This is a genomic window from Methylomonas paludis, from assembly GCF_018734325.1.
In the GTDB taxonomy this organism is placed as follows: domain Bacteria; phylum Pseudomonadota; class Gammaproteobacteria; order Methylococcales; family Methylomonadaceae; genus Methylomonas; species Methylomonas paludis.
In genome coordinates, this window is sequence record NZ_CP073754.1 from 606,440 (window position 1) to 626,304 (window position 19,865).

Annotated in this window: 12 protein-coding genes, 4 tRNA genes and 3 rRNA genes; 11 read left to right on the top strand and 8 right to left on the bottom strand. The window is 49.0% G+C overall.

The window, feature by feature from the left end; genetic code table 11:
- Nucleotides 1–35 precede the first annotated feature (35 nt).
- The 3 genes from KEF85_RS02860 to KEF85_RS02870 all read right to left on the bottom strand — a co-directional run bounded on the left by KEF85_RS02860 (nt 36) and on the right by KEF85_RS02870 (nt 855).
- Nucleotides 36–109 (bottom strand) — tRNA-Cys (locus KEF85_RS02860).
- A gap of 49 nt (nt 110–158) precedes the next feature.
- A tRNA-Gly gene (locus KEF85_RS02865) sits at nt 159–233 on the bottom strand.
- A 49-nt stretch (nt 234–282) separates the two neighbouring features.
- Entirely contained in the window at nt 283–855 is a 573-nt protein-coding gene (locus tag KEF85_RS02870) for a hypothetical protein (RefSeq protein WP_215583230.1), read from the bottom strand.
- 390 nt (nt 856–1,245) lie between these two features.
- Between KEF85_RS02870 and KEF85_RS02875 the strand changes: the two genes are divergently transcribed.
- Genes KEF85_RS02875 through erpA form a run of 3 tightly spaced genes read left to right on the top strand, consistent with a single transcriptional unit; the run spans nt 1,246 to nt 3,359 of the window.
- Nucleotides 1,246–2,052, top strand: coding sequence for an NAD(+)--dinitrogen-reductase ADP-D-ribosyltransferase (locus tag KEF85_RS02875; RefSeq protein ID WP_215583231.1), 807 nt, complete (start codon nt 1,246–1,248; stop codon nt 2,050–2,052).
- Nucleotides 2,053–2,062: 10 nt separating this feature from the next.
- Nucleotides 2,063–2,968: an ADP-ribosyl-[dinitrogen reductase] hydrolase gene (gene draG / locus KEF85_RS02880; RefSeq protein WP_215583232.1), complete on the top strand. Its 906-nt coding sequence runs from the start codon at nt 2,063–2,065 to the stop codon at nt 2,966–2,968.
- 58 nt (nt 2,969–3,026) lie between these two features.
- Nucleotides 3,027–3,359, top strand: a complete 333-nt coding sequence (gene erpA, locus KEF85_RS02885; RefSeq protein ID WP_215583233.1) for an iron-sulfur cluster insertion protein ErpA — start codon at nt 3,027–3,029, stop codon at nt 3,357–3,359.
- Here erpA and KEF85_RS02890 read toward each other — a convergent pair.
- Nucleotides 3,351–4,469 carry an anhydro-N-acetylmuramic acid kinase gene (locus KEF85_RS02890; protein ID WP_215583234.1) on the bottom strand — a complete coding sequence of 373 codons (1,119 nt, stop codon included), beginning with the start codon at nt 4,467–4,469 and terminating at the stop codon, nt 3,351–3,353. The two genes, erpA and KEF85_RS02890, sit on opposite strands and share 9 nt — an antisense overlap.
- Before the next feature lie 82 nt (nt 4,470–4,551).
- The gene (locus KEF85_RS02895) at nt 4,552–5,862 is read right to left on the bottom strand and encodes a peptidoglycan DD-metalloendopeptidase family protein (RefSeq protein WP_215583235.1); all 1,311 of its coding nucleotides are present in this window, start codon (nt 5,860–5,862) and stop codon (nt 4,552–4,554) included.
- A 142-nt stretch (nt 5,863–6,004) separates the two neighbouring features.
- Between KEF85_RS02895 and tyrS the strand changes: the two genes are divergently transcribed.
- From tyrS to rrf, 6 genes are all read left to right on the top strand, one after another.
- Nucleotides 6,005–7,204: a tyrosine--tRNA ligase gene (tyrS, locus tag KEF85_RS02900; RefSeq protein ID WP_215583236.1), complete on the top strand. Its 1,200-nt coding sequence runs from the start codon at nt 6,005–6,007 to the stop codon at nt 7,202–7,204.
- Nucleotides 7,205–8,203: 999 nt separating this feature from the next.
- Nucleotides 8,204–9,736: ribosomal RNA gene (locus KEF85_RS02905) — 16S ribosomal RNA — on the top strand.
- Between the two features lie 65 nt (nt 9,737–9,801).
- Nucleotides 9,802–9,878, top strand: a tRNA-Ile gene (locus KEF85_RS02910).
- Between the two features lie 98 nt (nt 9,879–9,976).
- A tRNA-Ala gene (locus KEF85_RS02915) sits at nt 9,977–10,052 on the top strand.
- A 379-nt stretch (nt 10,053–10,431) separates the two neighbouring features.
- A 23S ribosomal RNA gene (locus tag KEF85_RS02920) occupies nt 10,432–13,326 on the top strand.
- A 234-nt stretch (nt 13,327–13,560) separates the two neighbouring features.
- Nucleotides 13,561–13,676, top strand: a 5S ribosomal RNA gene (gene rrf / locus KEF85_RS02925).
- Together the 16S, 23S and 5S rRNA genes with 2 tRNA genes alongside form the textbook arrangement of a ribosomal RNA operon.
- A 57-nt stretch (nt 13,677–13,733) precedes the next feature.
- Here rrf and KEF85_RS02930 read toward each other — a convergent pair.
- Nucleotides 13,734–13,907: a hypothetical protein gene (locus KEF85_RS02930; RefSeq protein ID WP_215583237.1), complete on the bottom strand. Its 174-nt coding sequence runs from the start codon at nt 13,905–13,907 to the stop codon at nt 13,734–13,736.
- A gap of 183 nt (nt 13,908–14,090) precedes the next feature.
- Between KEF85_RS02930 and KEF85_RS02935 the strand changes: the two genes are divergently transcribed.
- Together KEF85_RS02935 and KEF85_RS02940 are read left to right on the top strand one after the other, a co-directional pair.
- Complete coding sequence (locus tag KEF85_RS02935) at nt 14,091–14,723, top strand: hypothetical protein (protein ID WP_215583238.1); 633 nt, start codon at nt 14,091–14,093, stop codon at nt 14,721–14,723.
- Nucleotides 14,724–15,425: 702 nt separating this feature from the next.
- Nucleotides 15,426–15,647: a hypothetical protein gene (locus tag KEF85_RS02940; RefSeq protein WP_215583239.1), complete on the top strand. Its 222-nt coding sequence runs from the start codon at nt 15,426–15,428 to the stop codon at nt 15,645–15,647.
- A 454-nt stretch (nt 15,648–16,101) separates the two neighbouring features.
- Here KEF85_RS02940 and KEF85_RS02945 read toward each other — a convergent pair whose 3' ends face one another.
- Together KEF85_RS02945 and parE are read right to left on the bottom strand one after the other, a co-directional pair.
- The gene (locus tag KEF85_RS02945) at nt 16,102–17,820 is read right to left on the bottom strand and encodes a glycoside hydrolase family 17 protein (protein ID WP_215583240.1); all 1,719 of its coding nucleotides are present in this window, start codon (nt 17,818–17,820) and stop codon (nt 16,102–16,104) included.
- Nucleotides 17,821–17,946: 126 nt separating this feature from the next.
- Nucleotides 17,947–19,836 carry a DNA topoisomerase IV subunit B gene (parE, locus tag KEF85_RS02950; RefSeq protein WP_215583241.1) on the bottom strand — a complete coding sequence of 630 codons (1,890 nt, stop codon included), beginning with the start codon at nt 19,834–19,836 and terminating at the stop codon, nt 17,947–17,949.
- Between the last annotated feature and the right edge of the window lie 29 nt (nt 19,837–19,865).

Consider the following 19,865-nt stretch of genomic DNA (forward strand, 5'->3'; position numbering starts at 1 on the left):
CGCTATTGTAAGCGGTTGTTTTTGATGGCTTTCCATGGAGGCTGCGACCGGAATCGAACCGGTATATACGGCTTTGCAGGCCGCTGCATAACCATTTTGCTACGCAGCCATCGCGGATAAATAAAAAAGCCGCGATACTACGCGGCTTTTTTAAATTTTGGAGCGGGAAACGAGATTCGAACTCGCGACCCCAACCTTGGCAAGGTTGTGCTCTACCACTGAGCTATTCCCGCGTTGCTGATTATTCGACTATTATACGTCCTGAAATCTTTTTGTCAACAGTTATTGCAAATTAATTGCCAGCGCCCAGCCTTTTTTGCCTTCACACTCGCCACCCAGCATTTCTACTTCAACAAACACATCTTTTTTGCCGTAAGCATCTTGAGATTGGGTTACTTTTACCGGTGTGCCTTGCAGAATATGTTTGCAGCCGCCTTCACGATCATTTTCTTCGGTATCGTCATAAGCCGCCATTGAGCCAGGTACTGCGACCAGACGAATGGTGGCATTATTGTCGTAAGCATTGGGGCTTTTCAAGACATAGTTTTGGCCGATAACGACTGGTTTGGCTTGGTGAACCGGTAATTTTGCATCTGAGCCACCGCTAAATACAAAAATCAGAATCAATAACACTACGCCGCCTATCGCGCCGTAGAATACTTTAGGATTCGATTGTTGCAGTGCCAAAAATCCGGCTAAAGCGCCACCGGCACCAGCCGTGACGGCTTCAGCTGCTGGCGGTGTGCTGCTGGCAGCAGGCGCTACTGGCTCGGTAGGTGGGGTTGGCTCAACGGGTTTCACTGCCTCTGGCTGATCGGATGTTCCTGTTTCGTTGTTATTTTCATCAATACTCATGCGATTTATCCTCTTAAACTAGTTATTATTATGCAGGAACAATAAAGTTACCACGCTGGACGAACTTTTCAAGCATTCATTTTACAAATAATTTCGCTCAAGTGCATAAAATTGCTGTTAACTGTGGGTACAGCAGCTCGGCAATGGCTGTTGGTTGGTCTGTCATAAGCCCATACGCTTTGGGCTGAGTAAGCAAATAATGCTCTGCAGTTCATCGGTTCAATCACAAAATTGTCGCATCCGCAGCTGAAAGGCTGGTATCCGGCTGAGCTTTATAATAGGCACAATTTTAGAGTGGGTTATAATGGTCAGGTGGGCTGGATAGACTGAATTCAGCTTATCCCGGCTTAAGCCACTTTAAACAGACTGCCTGATAATTATTTGCCTGCGATGCCCGATATTTCCCGCTATGGTCACAGTACTAATCTGATCGGCATTGCTACCCACTGTCTGGCTAGTCAGGTGTTTAATGAAAATCCGCTGCCGCTGCATATTGCCGGTACCCGCGAATCCGCATCCGGTTTGTTTGAGTATTTAAATAAGCAAACCAGTCGTCTGGATTGTGGGCGAATTTTTCAGGACTATATGTATGATGTGTTTGGCTGTGAAGCTGATCCGGCGTTGCCGGCTGGCCGATCCGGCCCGCATCGTTATCGTAATAGCTATTTAAGGTTGATCCAGGATTGGGGTTTGGATTCCAATAATGCTCAGGGCGCTGTTTTTAAAGGCTGGGTGGAAAGCCGCTTTGGCTTGTTTCCCAGTTATCATAAACAGCGCTTGACCAGTTTTAATAATGTTTACTGGACCAGCTATATCGCCGAAAAAATGCATAGCCGCTATCACAATAATTGCATTTATATGCAACTGGATTTGCTTTATGAATTTTGCCAGTGGTTTATTGAGCATTTTCATTATCCGGCAGCCAGGCATAAGACCCTGTTTCGCGGCGTTAATAGTCTGGCTGAGGATGATATTATCCAGGCCGCCGGGCCAGACAAAGTCCTGCGTTTTAATAGTCTGGTGTCGTTTACCGATAGGCCCAGCATTGCCAGTGAATTTGGCAGTTATATTTTGGCGGTTGAAGTGCCGATGGTAAAGTTGGTGTTTTTTAATGACTTGTTGCCGCATCATGCTTTACGCGGTGAATCCGAATATCTGGTTATCGGTGGTGATTACCGGGTTAAAGTGCTGCTCTGACAGGAGTATTATGCTGAAACAGCCGTTATGGGATAGAGCTTTGGCTGCGTATCTGGGGTTTGCCTGTGGTGATGCTCTGGGCGCAACGGTAGAGTTTTTAAAGCCGGCTCAAATTCAAACCCGTTATGGGGTGCATCAGGATATTATTGGTGGTGGCTGGCTGGGTTTGGCAGCCGGGCAGGTGACTGACGATACTCAAATGGCGCTGGCGCTGGGTCAGGCCATCATAGATCGGCAGGGCTGGCATATTGCCACTGTTGCCGACTATTTTTTGAACTGGATGAACAGCAATCCGCCGGATATTGGTAATACGACCCGGCGTGGCATCTGCCGTTATCGGGACAGCGGCGAACTTTTTGGAGTGTTGCGGGCTGACGATGCCGGTAATGGGGCTTGTATGCGCAATCTGCCGGTGGTGCTGTTTACCCTGCAGCAGCCGCAAAATTTTATTGATTACACTATCCAGCAGAGTCATATTACTCACCATCACCCGGCTGCGGATGCTGCTACTTTATGTTTGGGGTATATGCTGCAAGCTTTGTTGCAAGGCGCGAGTCCGGCAGTGTGTCTGGCCCATGTTGACCAGTTGCTGGGTCAATATCCGGAATTTGCCTATCAGCCTTATCCGGGCCGGGCCTCAGCCTATATCGTCCATACCGTGCAATCCGTACTGCATTACTTTTTTAGCACGGATAGTTTTGAAAGCTGTGTCATTGCCACAGTCAATCAGGGTGAGGATGCAGACACCACTGGTGCTTTGGCGGGCATGTTGGCAGGTGCTAAATACGGATTGTCAGCAATTCCACAGCGTTGGTTGCAACAATTGGATCAGCAAGTTGTAACGCAAATCCAGGCGCAAACCCTGGCGCTGTTGCAGTTGGCGCAGCTGTCTCAAGCAGGGGCGTATAATTCTTGACCAAATTACTAGGTTTAGTCATAATCATGATTCCTAACAGTTGTATGAAGAGATAGCTATGTCACAACCTATTGTTTTTTCCGATAGTGCCGCTCATAAAGTGGCGGGTTTAATTCAGGAAGAGGGCAATGATAACCTCAAACTTAGGGTCTATATTTCCGGGGGCGGTTGCTCCGGCTTTCAATATGGATTTACCTTTGATGAAGAGGTTAACGAAGACGATACCCTGATCGAAAATGGTGGTGTTACCGTATTGATTGACGCGATGAGTATTCAGTATCTGAATGGTGCGGAGATTGATTACAAAGAAGATATTTCTGGTTCGCAATTCGTGATTCGTAATCCAAACGCAAGCACGACTTGTGGTTGCGGATCATCTTTTTCAGCCTGATAAGGGGCTGTTGCCGGGATAAATCCCGCCTAATATCACGGGTGCAGTTGCGCCCGTGACGCTACAAATATTGCCGGCTGATTGATGCAGGCTTTGTCTGGCCAGCCAGGCAAAAGCCATCGCTTCGACATGATCAGCCGCTATACCCAGGCCGGCAGTCGTTGTCACCGCCCCATCCAGATTTTGCCCCAGTGCTGTCATCAAGCCCTGATTGTAAGCGCCGCCGCCGCACACCAGGCTTAATTCGGTTTGCGGCGCATAGCGGCGGATCGCGTTGCTGATGCTGTCGGCGGTTAATTGGACTAAAGTGGCTTGCACATCGACCGGCTTAACTCCGGAAAAGCCAATCAGTTTGCGTTCCAGCCAGTCTGCGCAGAAATATTCTTTACCGGTACTTTTGGGTGGCGGCAATTGGAAATAGGCATCATCATGCAGCACAGCCAGCAGATCGGTCTGAACCTGGCCGCCAGCTCCCCAGGCGCCGGCCTGATCATAAGGCTGTTGCAAGTGGCGTTGACACCAGTAATCCAGAAATACATTGCCGGGTCCGGTATCAAAACCGCTGATCGATTTGCCGTCCAGCACGGTAATATTGGCAATGCCGCCGATATTGATCAGGGTGCGGGCCTGCCCGGCATCGGCAAATACCGCCTGATGAAAAGCCGGAACCAGTGGTGCACCTTCGCCGCCCACCGCTATGTCGCGGCGGCGCAAGTCGGCAATTGTGGTAATGCCGGTAAGTTGGGCAATGCGGTTTGGATCGCCGATTTGCAGGGAAAAGCCGTCAGGTGCTGCTGGTGCGTGATAAACGGTTTGGCCGTGGCTGCCAATTGCTTGGATGTTGCTGGCCGAAATACCGGCTTTAGCCAGCAGTGCCAGAGCAGTTTCGCCGAACAACCGGCCCAACTGGCTGTCTAACTGGCCGTAAGCCAATAAACTGACCAAGGTATCGGGGCGGCTGATAGCCTGAATGTTGGCTTTTAGGGTGTTGTCGAAAGCTTGATAGAAAAAATCCACCAGTTGCGGTTGGCCGCTCTGGAAATCCACCAGAGCCGCATCAATGCCATCCATGCTGGTGCCGGATATTAAACCTATATAGAGTTCGGGCATGGGCGGCTTACCTGTTTATGCATTAATAGTTGAAAAGCCCATTGGATTTTTGCTGAATCAGCTATTAAGGCCACCATAAATATTATTGCTGAGCGACTTGTACTGTGCCTTTGGCTTGCTGTAACTGTGCCAACAGGTTCTGGCTTTGCACTTTAAACTTGGCCAGCAGGTTTTTATCCATCGGCATGGAATGCGGCAATTTTACTGTGACAGGGTTAACGTGCTGGCCACCGATTCTGAACTCATAGTGCAGATGCGGGCCAGTAGCCAGACCGGTGCAGCCGACATAGCCAACCACATCACCCTGCTTAATCTGGCTGCCGACTTTATGCCCGGCTTTAAACCCGGATAAGTGAGCATACAGAGTAGAGTATTTGTCGCCATGTTCAATTTCTACCACATTGCCGTAGCCGTTTTTCTGGCCATGAAACACAATTTTGCCGTCACCTGTGGTTTTAACCGGTGTGCCGGTCGGTGCTGAATAATCCACGCCTTTGTGAGCGCGGATGGTATGCAAAATCGGGTGTTCGCGATGCAAATCAAAATGAGAGCTGATCACGGCAAAATCCATCGGGGTTTGTAAAAAGGCTTTACGCAAACTATTGCCTTCCGGTGTGTAGTAACCGGAACCACCTTGGCCGTCTTCAAAGCGGATGGCGGTGTAGGCTTTACCCTGGTTGATGAATTCCACTGCCAAAATATCGCCGGTATCGAATTCTTTGCCTTCTACAAACAGTTTTTCGTAAACCACGGTAAATTGGTCGTCGGTTTTTAAGTTCAGGGCAAAATCAATATCCCAGGCAAAGATGTCGGCCAGTTTTAAGATCAGTTTTTCCGGTAAGCCGGCTTGTTTGCCGTCTTCAAACAGTGATGATTTAATATTGGTTTTAACGCTGGCAATTTGGGTGTCGATTTTTTTGCTTAATAGCTGTACGTCAAAATCCTGATCATGACGGGTGGCGATCAGGGTTTCAAAAGGGTTTTTAATATAGGTCAACTGCTCCAGTTCGCCGGAGGCGTTAACGGTGGCCACTACATCGCGGCCTGGCTCAACATCGGCAAACATTTTGCCGGTTGCGTTGGCATGGATAATTTTGTGCAAATCTTCCCGGCTTAAATCCAGTTGGGAGAAAATGCTGGACAGGTTTTCGCCTGATTTAACCGTATGCTCCAAATCTTCCGAAATATCGTCTGCGGCAATATCCGCTATTTGGGGTTGTGGAGCAGGTTCTTTATAGTTGGTGTATTGGTTGATCTTGGCTGAGATTAAACGGTCTTGTTCCAGGTTTTTGGTTTCTTCAAAAGTCTTATGCGGGATAAGACCGTAGCTTGCGCCGGCGGCGGCCACAGTAAAGGCCCCGACCAGCACGGATTTGATTATTCTGTTCTGCACAGTAACCACACTTCATTGTTTTGCGAATGTTGATTGTAGGCAATTTTTGCCGATATGGCTATCAAAAAGGCATTTTTTATCCAAACCTGGGCTGGCTATAACATATAATGTCTGGCAAAAACCCCGCTTGCAGGAGAGAGAATTGACACAAGAAAGCTTGGCGCAACTTAAATACGGCGCTGATGAATTATTACTGGAATCAGAATTGGTTACCAAGCTGGCTGAACAGCGGCCTTTAATTGTTAAGGCCGGTTTTGATCCCACCGCACCCGATTTACATTTGGGGCATACGGTTTTGATCAATAAGCTCAAGCAATTTCAGGAAGCCGGGCATCAGGTGCAGTTTTTGATCGGTGATTTTACTGCCATGATCGGCGACCCCACCGGCAAAAACGTCACCCGCAAACCGTTAAGCCGGGAAGCGGTGCTGGAAAATGCCCAAACCTATCAGGCTCAGGTGTTTAAAATTCTCGATCCGGAAAAAACCCAGGTCAAATTCAATTCCACCTGGATGGGGGCGATGACCAGTGCCGAGCTGATCCAACTGGCTGCCAAGCACACGGTGGCCAGAATGCTGGAGCGCGATGATTTTCACAAGCGCTATAAAGGTGGCCAGCCTATTGCTATTCACGAGTTTTTATATCCTTTAATTCAGGGTTATGACTCGGTAGTTATGAAGGCCGATGTGGAATTGGGCGGTACCGATCAGAAATTCAATCTGTTGATGGGCCGGCATTTGCAGGAAATCTACGGCCAAAAACCTCAGGTAGTGCTGACCATGCCGATTCTGGAAGGTTTGGACGGCGTACAGAAAATGTCCAAATCGCTGAACAACTATATAGGTATAGCCGACGCCCCGGATGATATGTTCGGCAAAATCATGTCCATCTCCGATGAGCTGATGTGGCGGTACTACCAATTGCTCAGCTTCAAACCCAGAACCGATATCGAAACCTGGCAACTGGCTTGCCAAAACGGCGAAAACCCCAGAAATTACAAAGTGGCGCTGGGCCAGGAAATCGTGGCCCGTTTTCACGGTGCCGCTGCCGCCCAGCAGGTGCTGGAAAACTTCGAAGCCCGCTTCCAGCGTGGTGCTATTCCTGATGACATTGCGGAATTCCAGTTCAGCGCCGGTCTCGAAGGTTTACCCATCGCTAACTTGCTGAAAAACGCCGGTCTGGTGGATAGTACTTCCGAGGCTATTCGTCAGATCAAGCAGGGTGCCGTGAAAATCGACGGTGAAAAAGTGGAAGACCCCAAAACCGTCATCGCCGTTACCAGTCAGCACGTCTACCAGGTCGGCAAACGCAAATTCGCCAAAGTCGAAATAATAGAGGAATAACCCTGTTTATTCTCAATTCAGGCATAGCCCTTAGTTGGAGTGGCTATGCCCGTCAGATAAAAAAATGTAGCTTGGATGCAGCGTAGCGGAATCCGGGATAGGCCGCGCAAAATCCAAATCGCCTTAAAGGTAAGCCCTAAACACCCCCGTTCACCCGCACGGCTGCCTGCCTCCGAACGGCTTTGACCAACGGAAGTGGCGACTGAGGACGCTGTAAATACTTCCCTGTAAGCTTTGGCCCGGCCTCCCTGCCGGGCAAATCTCAGCCCCCACCCCGCCAGCCAAAGCCAGATGGGTTTATCCCCGCAGTTTGCCAAACTTAAACTTGATCACTCGTGGGACGCTGAGCGAACGTGATGCGCATCAATCGCGTCTGTCAGTCTATCCGAAAGTTTTGCCTGTATTCGCGCTATCCCATATTGTTCAATTTATCCTACTATCCTATGGCGGTCTGGTGCGTGGGTTGAGATGGGGTTTAGGTGTAAAAAACATTTCCGATAAGTTATTGATCTTAAAAGTAGGGCTAAAATAAATTCACAAAGTCGTCAAAAAGGGGTTGCCGAAGGCAAAATTCCCCGTATAATGGGCGGCTCTTCAGCGGTGATTGATTCCTGGAATCGAACAGCGGTGGGGCGAGACGAACAGGTTTTCAGTGTTGTTAAGTAACGGTTTTAATTGAGGTTGTTGCTTAATAGTCGGGTGTTGGTTTTCGGTCGTTGGGTGATGAGGTAGTGAGTTTTTAATGCCGAATCGCACATCACTTCTGAAAAAAAACGCTTGACTGAAATAAGAAAGGCTGTATAATTTGTCGGCTCAACGGGGCGAAAGCCTCAGCTCTTTAACAACCGAATCGAAATAATTTGTGTGGGTATGTGTCGAGATTTAAGCTTTGCTTAATAGAAAGATCGACACAGAGAGACACGTCAATTTAGCAGTACAGACGCTCTGTCGTCGAGCCAAGAGATTGGACACTAATCTTATTTAGTGTCAGTTGAAATTAAACTGAAGAGTTTGATCATGGCTCAGATTGAACGCTGGCGGTATGCTTAACACATGCAAGTCGAACGGTAGCAGGCCTTCGGGCGCTGACGAGTGGCGGACGGGTGAGTAATGCATAGGAATCTGCCTCATAGTGGGGGATAACGTGGGGAAACTCACGCTAATACCGCATACGACCTACGGGTGAAAGCGGGGGACCTTCGGGCCTCGCGCTATGAGATGAGCCTATGTTGGATTAGCTAGTTGGTAGGGTAATGGCCTACCAAGGCGACGATCCATAGCTGGTCTGAGAGGATGATCAGCCACACTGGGACTGAGACACGGCCCAGACTCCTACGGGAGGCAGCAGTGGGGAATATTGGACAATGGGCGGAAGCCTGATCCAGCAATACCGCGTGTGTGAAGAAGGCCTGAGGGTTGTAAAGCACTTTCAATGGGAAGGAATACCTATCGGCGAATACCCGGTAGACTGACATTACCCATACAAGAAGCACCGGCTAACTCCGTGCCAGCAGCCGCGGTAATACGGAGGGTGCAAGCGTTAATCGGAATTACTGGGCGTAAAGCGTGCGTAGGCGGTGATTTAAGTCAGATGTGAAAGCCCTGGGCTTAACCTGGGAACTGCATTTGATACTGGGTCACTAGAGTTGAGTAGAGGAGAGTGGAATTTCAGGTGTAGCGGTGAAATGCGTAGAGATCTGAAGGAACACCAGTGGCGAAGGCGGCTCTCTGGACTCAAACTGACGCTGAGGTACGAAAGCGTGGGTAGCAAACAGGATTAGATACCCTGGTAGTCCACGCCGTAAACGATGTCAACTAACCGTTGGGTTCTTAAAGAACTTAGTGGTGGAGCTAACGTATTAAGTTGACCGCCTGGGGAGTACGGCCGCAAGGCTAAAACTCAAATGAATTGACGGGGGCCCGCACAAGCGGTGGAGCATGTGGTTTAATTCGATGCAACGCGAAGAACCTTACCTACCCTTGACATCCAGAGAATCTGTTAGAGATAGCGGAGTGCCTTCGGGAACTCTGAGACAGGTGCTGCATGGCTGTCGTCAGCTCGTGTCGTGAGATGTTGGGTTAAGTCCCGTAACGAGCGCAACCCTTATCCTTAGTTGCCAACAGTTCGGCTGGGAACTCTAGGGAGACTGCCGGTGATAAACCGGAGGAAGGTGGGGACGACGTCAAGTCATCATGGCCCTTATGGGTAGGGCTACACACGTGCTACAATGGCCGGTACAGAGGGCAGCAAACTCGCGAGAGCCAGCAAATCCCAAAAAGCCGGTCCTAGTCCGGATTGCAGTCTGCAACTCGACTGCATGAAGTCGGAATCGCTAGTAATCGCGGATCAGAATGCCGCGGTGAATACGTTCCCGGGCCTTGTACACACCGCCCGTCACACCATGGGAGTGGGTTGCAAAAGAAGTAGGTAGTTTAACCTTCGGGAGGGCGCTTACCACTTTGTGATTCATGACTGGGGTGAAGTCGTAACAAGGTAGCCCTAGGGGAACCTGGGGCTGGATCACCTCCTTACAAAGTCAAAGCCATCCTGGCACGTATCCACAACAAATTATTTCGATAGAAAACACGACGCACCTGGGTCTGTAGCTCAGTTGGTTAGAGCGCACCCCTGATAAGGGTGAGGTCGGAGGTTCAACTCCTCCCAGACCCACCAACTAAACCGGGCCGAGGCAAGCAGCATAGCAAGCCGACGCCAAGCCGCCGCTGAAAAGCGAAGGCCAAGAAAGCCAAGCCGTAAGCCATACCCACAAAGGGGCCATAGCTCAGCTGGGAGAGCGCCTGCCTTGCACGCAGGAGGTCAGGAGTTCGATCCTCCTTGGCTCCACCATAACCGCGCGTCGATGTTTTAGATGAAGGACACACTCACAACTCCATGTCGTTTGAATCCTGTAGGCTGAGATCAGCTTAACCGGATAGAGAACAGACCGCATGGAATTGGGAGAATAACCCCAATCGCTCTTTAACAATTTGGAAATCTGTAAAACGTAAACATCACGAAAGTCAAGATCGTGATGGGTTCTGTTCACTGTGAAAACAGTGGGCACAACACTCAAGCAAAAATCAGCGAACATGTCAGCAGACTAGAAACTCAAAAGCACTGAAGTGAAGTGAGAGGAGAAAGTTAAAGCGCAAGCCGCACACGCAAGTGATGAGGCCCAAGCCCAAACAACACCGAGCACCGAACAACAGACGCATTCGGGTTATATGGTCAAGTGAATAAGCGCATACGGTGAATGCCTTGGCAGTAAGAGGCGATGAAGGACGTTGTAGCATGCGAAAAGCTTTGGGGAGCTTGCAAACAAGCCCTGATCCAGAGATGTCCGAATGGGGAAACCCGGCGGGGATAACCCCGTCATCCTTCCGTGAATACATAGCGGCTGGAAGCGAACCCGGAGAACTGAAACATCTAAGTACCCGGAGGAAAAGAAATCAACCGAGATTCCCTAAGTAGTGGCGAGCGAACGGGGACTAGCCCTTAAGCTAGGAAAAAGTTAGTGGAACGGTCCTGGAAAGACCGGCGGCACAGGGTGATAGCCCCGTACACGAAAACTTTCTCTTAGTGAAAACGAGTAGGTCGGAGCACGAGAAACTCTGATTGAACATGGGGGGACCATCCTCCAAGGCTAAATACTCCTTACTGACCGATAGTGAACTAGTACCGTGAGGGAAAGGCGAAAAGAACCCCGGAGAGGGGAGTGAAATAGAACCTGAAACCGTATGCGTACAAGCAGTGGGAGCCCCTTCGTGGGGTGACTGCGTACCTTTTGTATAATGGGTCAGCGACTTACATTTTGTGGCAAGCTTAACTGAATAAGGGAGGCGTAGCGAAAGCGAGTCTTAATAGGGCGTTTAGTCGCAAGGTGTAGACCCGAAACCGGGCGATCTATCCATGGCCAGGCTGAAGGTCAGGTAATACTGACTGGAGGGCCGAACCCACGTCTGTTGAAAAAGACGGGGATGAGCTGTGGATAGGAGTGAAAGGCTAATCAAGCTCGGAGATAGCTGGTTCTCCTCGAAAGCTATTTAGGTAGCGCCTCGTGTATCACTCTTGGGGGTAGAGCACTGTTTCGGCTAGGGGGTCATCCCGACTTACCAACCCGATGCAAACTCCGAATACCAAGAAGTGCCAGCACGGGAGACACACGGCGGGTGATAAGGTCCGTCGTGAAAAGGGAAACAGCCCAGACCGTCAGCTAAGGTCCCCAAATCTATGCTCAGTGGGAAACGATGTGGAAAGGCCCAGACAGCCAGGAGGTTGGCTTAGAAGCAGCCACCCTTTAAAGAAAGCGTAATAGCTCACTGGTCGAGTCGGTCTGCGCGGAAGATTCACCGGGGCTAAGCATAGTACCGAAGCTACGGATTTACGCTTAGGCGTGAGTGGTAGAGGAGCGTTCCGTACGCCTGCGAAGGTTCATTGAGAAGTGGGCTGGAGGTATCGGAAGTGCGAATGCTGACATAAGTAACGATAAAGAGGGTGAAAAACCCTCTCGCCGAAAACCCAAGGTTTCCTGCGCAACGTTAATCGACGCAGGGTTAGTCGGCACCTAAGGCGAGGCCGAAAGGCGTAGTCGATGGAAAACAGGTTAATATTCCTGTACCAATGTTAACTGCGATGGGGTGACGGAGAAGGCTACATCAGCTGTCGGTTGGAAGTGGCAGTTTAAGCGAGTAGGCAGTGAGTCTAGGCAAATCCGGATTCATAATGCTGAGACGTGATGACGAGTGTCTTGAGAGAGACGCGAAGTGATGAATGCCCTGCTTCCAGGAAAAACCTCTAAGCTTCAGGTTAACAGTGGCCGTACCCCAAACCGACACAGGTGGGTGGGATGAAAATTCTAAGGCGCTTGAGAGAACCCGGGTGAAGGAACTAGGCAAAATGATACCGTAACTTCGGGAGAAGGTATGCCTTTGATAAGTGAAGTCCCTCGCGGACGGAGCGTAAGGAGGTTGCAAAAAATCGGTGGCTGCGACTGTTTAGCAAAAACATAGCACTCTGCAAACACGAAAGTGGACGTATAGGGTGTGACGCCTGCCCGGTGCTGGAAGGTTAATTGATGGGGTTATCTTCGGAGAAGCTCTTGATCGAAGCCCCAGTAAACGGCGGCCGTAACTATAACGGTCCTAAGGTAGCGAAATTCCTTGTCGGGTAAGTTCCGACCTGCACGAATGGCGTAACGATGGCCACACTGTCTCCACCCGGGACTCAGTGAAATTGAAATCGCTGTGAAGATGCAGTGTACCCGCGGCTAGACGGAAAGACCCCGTGCACCTTTACTATAGCTTGACACTGGACTTTGAACCTACTTGTGTAGGATAGGTGGGAGGCTTAGAAGCAGGAACGCTAGTTCTTGTGGAGCCGACCTTGAAATACCACCCTGGTATGTTTGGAGTTCTAACCTAGAGCCGTCATCCGGCTTGGGGACAGTGTCTGGTGGGTAGTTTGACTGGGGCGGTCTCCTCCCAAAGAGTAACGGAGGAGCACGAAGGTACCCTCAGCCTGGTCGGAAATCAGGCAATGAGTGCAAAGGCATAAGGGTGCTTGACTGCGAGACGGACAAGTCGAGCAGGTACGAAAGTAGGTCTTAGTGATCCGGTGGTTCTGTATGGAAGGGCCATCGCTCAACGGATAAAAGGTACGCCGGGGATAACAGGCTGATACCGCCCAAGAGTTCATATCGACGGCGGTGTTTGGCACCTCGATGTCGGCTCATCACATCCTGGGGCTGAAGCAGGTCCCAAGGGTATGGCTGTTCGCCATTTAAAGTGGTACGCGAGCTGGGTTCAGAACGTCGTGAGACAGTTCGGTCCCTATCTGCCGTGGGCGTTTGAGATTTGAGGGAAGCTGCTCCTAGTACGAGAGGACCGGAGTGGACGAACCTCTGGTGTTCCGGTTGTCATGCCAATGGCATTGCCGGGTAGCCACGTTCGGACAGGATAACCGCTGAAAGCATCTAAGCGGGAAGCCCCTCCCAAGATGAGATCTCACTGGGACTATAAGTCCCCTGAAGGGCCGTTGAAGACGACGACGTTGATAGGTACGATGTGGAAGTGCAGTAATGCATGTAGCTAACGTATACTAATTGCCCGTGAGGCTTGACCATATAACACCCAATGCGTTTGGTGTTTGTTGGCAAAGCGCTGATAAAATGCGAGAGAAACGAAAAGAACTGACGAATACAGATTTCCAGACGCCTTTGAGAAGCAAAAAAGCAAAAAAGATTGCAAAAGCGATAGCGATGCAATAGTCATAGCCAACGTAGAAATACGGGAGGACTAAGACTTAAAGCCTCAAAGGTCTGACGGCAGGTTAAAGAACCGCCTGCCCACCAAAATTGCTTGGTGACCATAGCGAGCGTGAACCACCCGATCCCATCCCGAACTCGGAAGTGAAACCGCTTAGCGCCGATGATAGTGTGGCAGTTTGCCATGTGAAAGTAGGACATTGCCAAGCTTCTAACTCCAAAAGCCCAATCTAATCATTGGGCTTTTTTTTTGCCTAAAGAAAAAGTCAACCCAACCAATTCAATCCAACCCCATCTAAAACCAACGCCGAATACGGCGTAGGAGACATAGAAGGCGCTGAACGCCGTGTACGCATCGCTCGCGAACCATGTCCCCCCAGAGTCGGCACATCCTCCGGCACTTCCGAATAAGTCATGTGGGTCAACCAATAGTCATCCATAGCCCAATTCGGCCAACGCAACTTATGCTAGCCAATTCCCAGCTCTTCAGGTTAACTACTGGTTTTAGTGATTAATGTTGTATTGATTTGGTGCGCTTTGCTATAAATGCACCTAAAATCACTTGACTTCAAATCAAAACGCCTAATAATCAATTTGCCATAATATACGCATAAGGAACGAATATGAAGAGATTAGTCGCTGTATCTACAACTTTATTGCTGGGCACTATCAGTATCAGTAATGCCCTGGCAACAACTTATTCAGCTACTACAGTTAGCTATTTAGATTATTTTGGTAGCTCAGGTACGGCGGCTGTCGGCAGTTTTGAGATCAGCAGTCCTGGCGTAATCACTTGGGATGTCACAAGTGGCGGCGGTACAGGGATCTTCAATTTTGAAATAGCCGGTTTTGGTTCTCTGGATGGTCAAAACAATGATGAAGACGATTTGACTGTATATGTGGATGGGGTTGAGACTTTTAGCGGTACATTCAATTTAGGTGGGGGTGGTGCGGATGTGGTTTATTACAATCCATCGGCGGCGTCATGGACAAATAGTAATCCTTCCGGTACTGGACTCACTTGGGCGGGAGGTACGCTGGATGTCAGTGGCTTAAGCGCCAGCCTGCAAAACGGTGATAATACTATTCAATTTTTATATAGTGGCGCAAACCAGGGGCTTGCTGATGAAGGTTGGGGACTTAATTCTGCTTCGCTGGTTGCGTCCGCTCCTGTCCCTGAGCCACAAGTAGTTCAGTTGTGGCTTGCAAGTTTGGTTTTATTGGGTGCTAAGGGTAAAAAGTGCTTGAAAATCTAGCTAACTGCATGTTCAGATGTTTGCCTCCAAATAGGACATTTGTCGGCAGTTAGGCTAAAGCCCAATCTAAGGATTGGGCTTTTTTGTGCCGGTAAGAAAAATCAAAGCAGTTATCAGACGATATCCCCATCGACCGGTTAATGTACCCTGCGAAGCCGCGCTGTAGTTATAAGCAATCCTGGTACTGGCTACAAAAACACCCATAGCACTTGCAACACCGAAAACCTGCCGCCAATTAGCATTTTCAAGTTAAATTCTGGTGTTAGTGATTATTGATGCATTAATTTAGTGCGCTTTACATAAAAACGCACCAAAATGGAAAATTAATATTGATTCAATATTAAAAAAGTAGTATCGTATCAATACAATGTGATGGCATGTTGTATTGAACAGATAGGCCGGCATGATGACAGCCTATCGGACTGGATAATTAAAATAGTAATTACTTAGCGTTATGTTGCTGATGCTTTTCTCAACAAGTCGTTAGCTTCGAATGATGTGCTGTGTTGAGCTCATCCTACAACTACCTGTTTTTAATCAGGATATTTTGACGCTGAGTGCTTACTAAAAATACCAAGGTATTGGCGCATGATAAGTAAAAGATATTCATCATTAGTAGTAAGAGCAGGGGTTTTGTGCTGTTTGATCAGTACTAATAGTAACGCAAATGGTCATGCATGGGCAGAACAGGCGGTGAAATCTTTGCCGTGTAAAGGAGCCGAAACCATAGATGACATACTCGATCATAAGCATAGAAATCTGTATGTGGATTTGGGGTGGCGGGTTTTTGCCGAAGAAAGTGGGGATTATTTGGTGGAACGCAATTTCTTGATTAGTAAATCAGCAGAGTTACGTTATCGCTGGCGAGTGAATAGTGCTCTGGAAGCCGTGGCAGTGAGCGAAAGGGCTCAGCAGCTTTGTTAATAGAATTGTAATTGCTCGGCGTAAGATTGCTGATTTAAATAGTTAGCTGCGCATGATGCGCTGTATTTTGTTTAAGGCTATGTTGGTGTTAAAAGTTGATTTTGGCAGAAACGGTAAAGGCCATTGTATATCCCCGTAACCCTTGTTTGATAAAAGTTACGCGCTGCGAATCCCTCGATTCCACTGCGTTGCATCGAGGCTACGGCTCTCCTTAAGTAGTTAGCTTTGAATGATGCGCTGTACTGCGTTTAGCACCTCCTCCCTGGTGTCGGGACAGTTTTATAAACTGTCCCGTTTTTTTAGCGGCTTAACTTTAACTTGGTAATTATTCAGGGTCAATTTTGGCTAATCCTTTTTAAACAAGTAGTTAGCTACGCATGATGCGCGGCACTGCGTTAGGCGCATCCTACAACTACCTGTTTTTAAAGTGATAATTGGGCGCTGAATAGTTACCTTAACTTAAGCTTAAACGCTGGTCATTATGCCCGCCATGTCCCCAAAAAGGCACAGACAGGATTAAAACACAGGCTATCCAGATTAATAACTGCTGATTGGTAAAGGTATAACCCAATGCTAAAGGCAGGCTGGCAATGAAGTCAGGATGAGCAATAACAAAATCTTCACCAAACCAGAAGGCACAGGTTTCGCCTATCAGCATGGCCACAGCCGCCAGGCTCAAATATTGGGCAATTTGCCGGTCACGCAATTTCTGTTTGATTTCCCCACCTTCCAGTAAATCTCGGAAGCTTAGGGAATGCCAGTCCAGATCTTGGTGTTTCAAACCCAGGCATGCAATCAGACCGCACACTCCGATCACTGGAATGGCGAATTCCTCGATAGGAAAACTTAGGCTGCGGCCAATAAATGCCAGACTGATAGTCTTATACAGCGCAAACAAAGCAAACACTTGATAAGCTATTCTCAAGCGTGTTGCCAATATTATGGAATTTGGTATTTCTGCCAGTAATTCATAATTGCGCTGAATCAGGCCGATTGCCAGAACAAAATTGGCAGCCAGCATCATCACTGTGTAAGCCCGTTGCCAGAAGCTGTAACTGGTCAACCACATAAAATCGGCCTGCGTGACCAGACAGGTGCCAAACAGCTGTGCCAGGGTCAAAAAAATCAGCAGACGCAATACGGCAAAAGTCTGCAGCTTTTTAAAATAAACGCCGGCAATGATTAAAAATAAACCAGAGGCTATGCCAAAGTCCCATTGCCAATGACTGTTTTCTATGACTGGACCGGTTAAGGGGAACATGGGTTGTCTATCCGCCGAGAGTAAACCCCAATTGGCACCCACTACGCCTTCGTTATGACTTTTCCAGGGCTGGTTAAAAGCTTCGACTATGTTGTAATCAAAGCCGTGACGATTAGCCACTTCTATCAGGCCGCGGATAAATTTGGTTTCATTAACCACACTGGGTATAGCCTTGCCGCGTTGGCGTCCGGCAGATGGCCAGCCGGATTCTCCAATCAGAATAGGCTTGTCTTGCCCCATGCTGTGAGCTTTGGCTTCAATCAGGCGCACTATCTTTTCAACGTGTGCTGTCGCTTGATCTATGCCGATCGGCTCGTCTTCCCAGTAAGGCAGAATGTGGATGGTAATAAAATCAACTTCATTAAATAACTGCGGATATTTCAAGTAAATCGACCAGACATCCGCATAAGACACAGGCTGTTTTACTGCCTGTTTTACCTGGCGAATATAATCGATCAGGGCTTCCACACTCATATCATGACGCAGTAATACCTCATTACCGACGATAACCCGTTTTATCACATCGGGATGAGCATTAACGGATTCGATCAAGGTCTGGATTTCTTTTTTGTTGCGTTTGGTACTGCCTTCCAGCCAGCCGCCTTGAATTACATCAATGCCATGTTTGCCGGCAAATTCCGGTGTGCGTTCCATGCCGTCCAGTATCGAATAAGTGCGGATATTCTGAGTTTTGCCAGCCAATAAGCTCAGATCCTGATCAATGTGCTCCGGAAGAGGGAATTTTTTATCCAGCGGACTATAACCTTCCCGAAAGGGGGCAAACGATAAACTTTTAAATTTACCGGGCGGCAAATCCGTGCCGGCCATTTGTGGCTGGTTGGCATACCACTGTATGGCCGCATTGCTTATGATGATGAATAACAGGCAGATCAGGATCTTGACGGATTTCATAACAGTGAAAGTAAAGTACAAAACAAAAAGACTAACAATTATACAAGCTTAAGCTATTCTATGGCGGAATAACAATTCCACATGATATGACACGTAAAGCCGCAGCCACAAACAGATTGAGCTGTCTTAAAGCTCAGCCAGATTACCCTTGTCTTCCAGCCAGCTTTTCCGGTCGCCGGCACGCTTTTTGGCCAGTAATAAATCCATTTGCTGAAAAGTGCCGTCGTCTTCACTAACCGTTAGCTGTACCAAACGCCGGGTGTCAGGATTCATGGTGGTTTCCCGCAATTGCGAGGGATTCATTTCACCCAAGCCTTTAAAGCGCTGAATATTGATCTTACCGGTGAGTTTTTCGGCTTCGATACGCGCCAGTACCCCTAACCGCTCGGATTCATCCAGAGCATAGAAAACCTTTTTACCCACATCGATCCGGTATAAGGGCGGCATGGCCACAAACACATGCCCGGCCTGAACCAGCGCAGCAAAATGCCGGTAAAACAAGGCGCAAATCAGGGTGGCGATATGATTGCCATCGGAATCGGCATCAGCCAGAATACAGATTTTACCGTAGCGTAAATTTTGCAAATCACGGCTGTCCGGTTCTATACCCAGTGCCACGGCAATATCATGTACCTCTTGCGAAGCCATTACTTCTGCCGAATCCACTTCCCAGGTATTCAGAATCTTGCCGCGTAAGGGCATGATGGCCTGAAACTCACGATCCCTGGCCTGTTTTGCCGAACCGCCGGCAGAATCGCCTTCCACCAGAAACAACTCAGTACGGCTGATATCCTGAGCCGAGCAATCAGCCAGTTTACCGGGCAGAGCCGGGCCACTGGTGATGCGTTTTCGGATGATTTTTTTGCTGGCTTTCAGCCGCTTTTGGGCGCTGGTCAGAATAATATCGGCGATTTTCTCGCCTTCCTGGGGATGCTGATTCAGCCATAGGCTAAAACTGTCTTTGGCTACTCCGGATACAAACGCCACACATTCACGGGAACTCAGCCGCTCCTTGGTTTGTCCGGAAAACTGCGGATCTTCCAATTTAACCGACAGCACAAAATGACAAGTTTCCCAGACATCTTCCGGCGCAATTTTTACCCCACGCGGCAATAGATTGCGAAACTCGCAAAACTCGCGGATAGCCTCGGTCAGACCTGCCCGTAAACCATTGACATGGGTACCGCCCTGAGCGGTGGGCACCAGATTGACATAACTTTCGGTAATGCTTTCCGGCAGACTGTCTGGCGTCCAGAGTATGCCCCATTCTACCGCCTCTTTGCTGGTGGTCATGGTGGCCATAAACCCCCGATCTGGAAATATTTCGACATCTCCGACCCGATTCAGCAAATACTCTTGCAAACCGTTTTGATAACACCATTCATAGAGCTCTGCGGTTGCTTCCACCTGCAAAACGATTTTCAGACCTGGGCAGAGCACGGCTTTGGCGCGTAATACGTGCTTTAAGCGCGATACTGATACTCGGTTGGAGTCAAAATATTGGGCATCCGGCCAGAAATGTACGCTGGTGCCGGTATTGTTTTTGCCGACGCTGCCGGTTTGCGCCAGATCGCTGGTTTTTTCGCCGCCGGCGAAACTCATTTGGTAGACCCCGCCGCCGCGTTTAACCTCAATCTCCAGGCGTTCCGACAAGGCGTTGACCACAGATACCCCTACACCATGCAAGCCACCGGAAAACTGATAGTTTTTATTGGAGAACTTGCCCCCGGAATGCAATTGAGTCAGGATTACTTCCACGCCCGGCATACCCTGTTCCGGGTGTATATCCACCGGCATTCCTCGGCCATTATCCTTGACAAGCACCGAGCCGTCTTTATGCAGCAACACCTCAATGGTGGTGGCGTGACCGGCCAGAGCCTCATCCACACTATTGTCCACCACTTCCTGTACCAAATGATTAGGACGGGTGGTGTCGGTATACATGCCGGGGCGTTTGCGCACCGGTTCCAGCCCGGTCAGCACTTCAATGGCGGCGGCGTTATATTCGTTACTCATGGGCTAGTCAATAAATGGCTGAGAAGATA

Excerpts from the sequence above, each read along its gene's own strand:
- KEF85_RS02890 (WP_215583234.1), bottom strand. The coding sequence starts at position 4,469 with ATGCCCGAACTCTATATAGGTTTAATATCCGGCACCAGCATGGATGGC.
- KEF85_RS02875 (WP_215583231.1), top strand. The coding sequence starts at position 1,246 with ATGCCCGATATTTCCCGCTATGGTCACAGTACTAATCTGATCGGCATT.
- erpA (WP_215583233.1), top strand. The coding sequence starts at position 3,027 with ATGTCACAACCTATTGTTTTTTCCGATAGTGCCGCTCATAAAGTGGCG.
- KEF85_RS02935 (WP_215583238.1), top strand. The coding sequence starts at position 14,091 with ATGAAGAGATTAGTCGCTGTATCTACAACTTTATTGCTGGGCACTATC.
- draG (WP_215583232.1), top strand. The coding sequence starts at position 2,063 with ATGCTGAAACAGCCGTTATGGGATAGAGCTTTGGCTGCGTATCTGGGG.
- KEF85_RS02945 (WP_215583240.1), bottom strand. The coding sequence starts at position 17,820 with ATGAAATCCGTCAAGATCCTGATCTGCCTGTTATTCATCATCATAAGC.
- parE (WP_215583241.1), bottom strand. The coding sequence starts at position 19,836 with ATGAGTAACGAATATAACGCCGCCGCCATTGAAGTGCTGACCGGGCTG.
- KEF85_RS02870 (WP_215583230.1), bottom strand. The coding sequence starts at position 855 with ATGAGTATTGATGAAAATAACAACGAAACAGGAACATCCGATCAGCCA.
- KEF85_RS02930 (WP_215583237.1), bottom strand. The coding sequence starts at position 13,907 with ATGGATGACTATTGGTTGACCCACATGACTTATTCGGAAGTGCCGGAG.